The 3,826-nt window shown below is 62.0% G+C and carries 1 protein-coding gene and 1 pseudogene; both read left to right on the forward strand.

Features of this window, described 5'->3' with window-relative positions; translation table 11 throughout:
* Positions 1-230, forward strand: a pseudogene (locus ACILQR_RS15940) (hypothetical protein); the annotation flags it as partial.
* A gap of 416 nt (positions 231-646) precedes the next feature.
* Positions 647-3,673 carry a TonB-dependent receptor gene (locus ACILQR_RS15945; RefSeq protein ID WP_395652351.1) on the forward strand — a complete coding sequence of 1,009 codons (3,027 nt, stop codon included), beginning with the start codon at positions 647-649 and terminating at the stop codon, positions 3,671-3,673.
* Positions 3,674-3,826: the final 153 nt, after the last annotated feature.

The raw sequence follows: 3,826 nt of genomic DNA on the forward strand, positions 1-3,826 counted from the left end.
AGGCGGGGACGGCCTTTGTGGTGCAGGATCCGCTGGCGGCCGAGACGGCGCGATTACTTGCTGGGGCGGATACGGATGAGGCGAAGGTCAACGCCCTGCTCAGCCTGTCGGCCGTGTTCTCGCCCACGCTGGTCGCCGATCCGAGGTTCCGGTCGGCGGTGACGGCCGCCTATGTCGGCCTGCGGCGGGATGGGGCGGTCAAGACAGCTGAACGTTTCCTGATCCGATAGCAGGACCATTCATCGCAATGCGGACACCGCCAGGGTCAGGATCCTGGTGAACGTGACTGCCCGGCAAAACCACCTCGACCGGCCAAGCCCTTGGACCGAGTTCAGTCTGGCCCGCCCCCGCCGCCGGACCAGTCATTTCGACTGACCTTGAAGTCTCTCCATGCCGTTTCAGGCGCGCGTCGCTCTTGTTCATTGGCGTCGTTATGGAAGCGCGCAGTTGCCCCAGGTTCGGCGGCAAGCGCTGCCAAGCAGGAATTTGTCCGTTCACTCGCCCCCATAGCAGCAGGCCGCATTGACAATCGCAATTGTCGGACATAGTGACATTTGGGAGCGCTACCAAGATGCGTTGGCCACCGAGCCGACACGTCCACGAAAACGGCACGCCGAACACAAATAGCCCTGGGGAGGGAACACGAATGAACTATCGAATCCTGCGGTCCGTCCGCACCAAAGCGACACTTTTTGCCGCAACGGCTCTAGCGGGTCTCGCAAGCCCCGCCCTGGCGCAAACGACGGCCCCGGCCCCTCAGCGGACAGCGCCACCAGCGGATCAGGCTCCGGTCGATCCCTCGGCTGCGACGGTCGAGGATGTGGTTGTCACAGGCTACCGCGCGAGCCTTCAGAGCCAGGCCGCAGACAAGCGCCGCAACGTCAACTTCACCGACTCGATCTTCGCCGAGGACATCGGCAAATTCCCGGACCAGAACCTTGCCGAAGCGCTCCAGCGCGTCCCCGGCGTCCAGATCGAACGAGACGTTTCCGGTGAGGGAACATCGGTCAACATCCGCGGACTGGGCAGCGCCTTCACCATCGTGACCCTGAATGGTGCCCCCATCCAGACCGCGTCCGACAGCAACATCGACGCGCTGAACCAGGGTCGAGGACTGGATCTCGACCTTTTCCCGACCGAGCTGTTCAAGCAACTGACCGTCAGCAAGACCCCCCGCGCGTCCGACATCGAGGGCGGTATCGCCGGCAATGTGGACCTCAAGGTCGTGCGGCCGTTCGATCGTCCGGGTCCGCAGTTCAGCTGGCAGGTCAAGAACACCTACCAGGAGGTCGCGGATGAATGGGCACCCCGCGGCGGGTTCTTCGCCAGCAATACGTGGGACACGCCCTTCGGCGAGTTCGGACTGCTCGGCGGCCTTGCCTATTCTTCTCGCTCGTATCGCACAGAGTCGCTCGGCACACTGGGCTATACGACCTTCAACCTCGGCACCCGCTGCTCGGTCAACACGCGTGGCTGCAACTCCCAGACTTTCCTCGGAACCTCTGCCAACCCGACCTTCGGTTATGGCGGCGGCGCGACCATTCCGACGACCGTTCCAGTCGGCACCGGCTACGGCCTCGTCAACGGCGCGCCCCTGACGGTTTGCGGCGGTGCGACCGGCGGAACCTCGGGGTTGAGCTGCCAGGCGTTGAGCTATGCCGCGATCCCGCGCCTTGTGAGGGCGGAGCAGACTGTCGGTGAACGGATCCGGCAATCTGCCATCGTCACCGCTGAATGGCGTCCCCTGGACAATCTCCGCTTTAACCTGGACTTCATCGCCGCCAAGGGAAGCAACGATTTCGAGCGGACCTCGCTGTCCCTTGCGGTTCGGAGCACCAGCAACAACGTCCCGATCGGCGTCGTGGTCAACGACCGCAACGTGGTGACCCACGCCACCTTCGCCAACGCCCAGTTGCTGTCGGAAAACCGCCCCTACCGGGAAGACAGCGATCTATACAGCACCACTCTGGGGATGGAGTGGGAGGTCAATGACTGGATCAAGGTCGACGGCCAGGTGAACTACAACACCAGCGAATGGACACGCAGTCAGAACACCTATCTGTTCCGCACACCGCTGGGGCGCGGCAACTCGGTCGTCTATGATCTGGTCGAAGGCCAGGCCATGCCTCGTCTGACGCTGAACTTCGACCCGAATCTGGTCACCGCCTACGAGTGGCAGGAGATGCGGATCCAACCCTCGACGCGGGATATCAGCCAGACGGGCGCGCGCTTCAACGTCGACTTCGGCGATGACGAGTTCAAGATTTCCGTTGGTGGCAGCTACGACCAGTTCAAGCGCAAAATCCAGACCTGGGATACGAGTTCGTGTCTGAACACAGGTGCTGGCTGTAGCCCCACGTCAGCAAATCCCTCGATCTATCCTACATTGCTGAATGTCATCCCTAATTCTCAGGTAAGAAACTTTCTGACGCCTTGGAGACACCCGCAGCTCTACACGAATGCCTCATATGACATCGGCTTCAACAATGGCTGGGCCTTGCCGAACTACGCCCTTCTCGATGCAGCATTGAATATCGACTACTACGAGAACCAGATCGACCCCGTCACGCGGCTGAACACGCTGAACCCGCGCATCGTCAATGAGGACACGTGGGGTGGCTACATCGAAATGAACGGCAAGTCCCAGTTCCGGGAACGCGATGTTCGCTACAACGCCGGCGTCCATGTCGTCAAAACCGATCAGGAAATCGCTGGCATCGTGATCGATCCGACCCTGGGGCGAGGCGTCCAGTATTTCACCAACGACTACCTGGAATACCTGCCGAGCTTCAACGTAGCCATCGACCTGACCGACAAGCTGCTGTTCCGCATGGCAGCCAGCCGTTCCATGACCCGGCCGGCCCCGGGCGACCTCGCTCCGGGACAGAGCCTCAACGTCAGTGCCGATACCCTGACGCGCGGCAACCCGGCGCTGAAGCCCTTCTTCTCGAACAACTATGATCTGGGCCTGGAATACTATTTCAATCGCCGGGCCACGCTTGCCCTGAACGTTTGGACCAAGGAGGTCTCGGGCTTCACCCAGGTGCTCCGGTCGCGCGCGCGCTTTGACCAACTCGGGCTGGATCCGACCCGTCTGACCACGGCCCAGCGGGACGCCCTGCTCGTGCTGGGCGGCGGTGATATCAATGCTGCGACCATCAATCTTGACCAACGGCAGAACACATCAGAACTGGTCAAGCTTCGCGGTGTTGAGTTGACGGCCCTCATCCCGCTGGACTTCATCACGCGTGGGCTCGGGATCAACGCCAACTACACCCACATCGAGCAGGAATCGGAAGGGGCTCCGGCGTCCGGACCGGGCACCAGTGCGCTCGGCTCGGGCGTGACCGGTCTTTCGCCCAACACCTACAACTTCACCGTCTACTACGAACGCGGTCAGTTCTCAGCTCGGGCGTCGTACAACTATCGCGACACCTATATCTCGTCGCTGGGCCCGCAAAACAACTTCCCGGGCGACACCTACCGCCGAGGCAGCAAGACGCTTGACGCCTCTCTCACCTACCGTCTTCCGCGCAACATCACCGTGTCGCTCGAAGCGCAGAATCTGCTCGAGGACGAGCAGCTCTTCTACATCAACGACGATGACTCTCTGCCCTACAGCGCCAACGCGGCTGGCCGGCAGTTTGTCATCGGAGTTCGGGGACGCTTCTGACCACCACGCCTGGTCGGCTTCCCCGACCAGGCGGCCCAACCCTCCCACTTGGCTCTGCGAGACCTCTGGTCTTGCGGGGCCATTTTTTTTTGGAAGCAAGGATCGACGGGAGCAGGGTCGTGGGGTGGGGGCGGGGGTGCGGGGCCCCCCCAA

The organism is Brevundimonas sp., assembly GCF_044239655.1.
Classification (GTDB): Bacteria; Pseudomonadota; Alphaproteobacteria; order Caulobacterales; family Caulobacteraceae; genus Brevundimonas.

Excerpts from the sequence above, each read along its gene's own strand:
- ACILQR_RS15945 (WP_395652351.1), top strand. The coding sequence starts at position 647 with ATGAACTATCGAATCCTGCGGTCCGTCCGCACCAAAGCGACACTTTTT.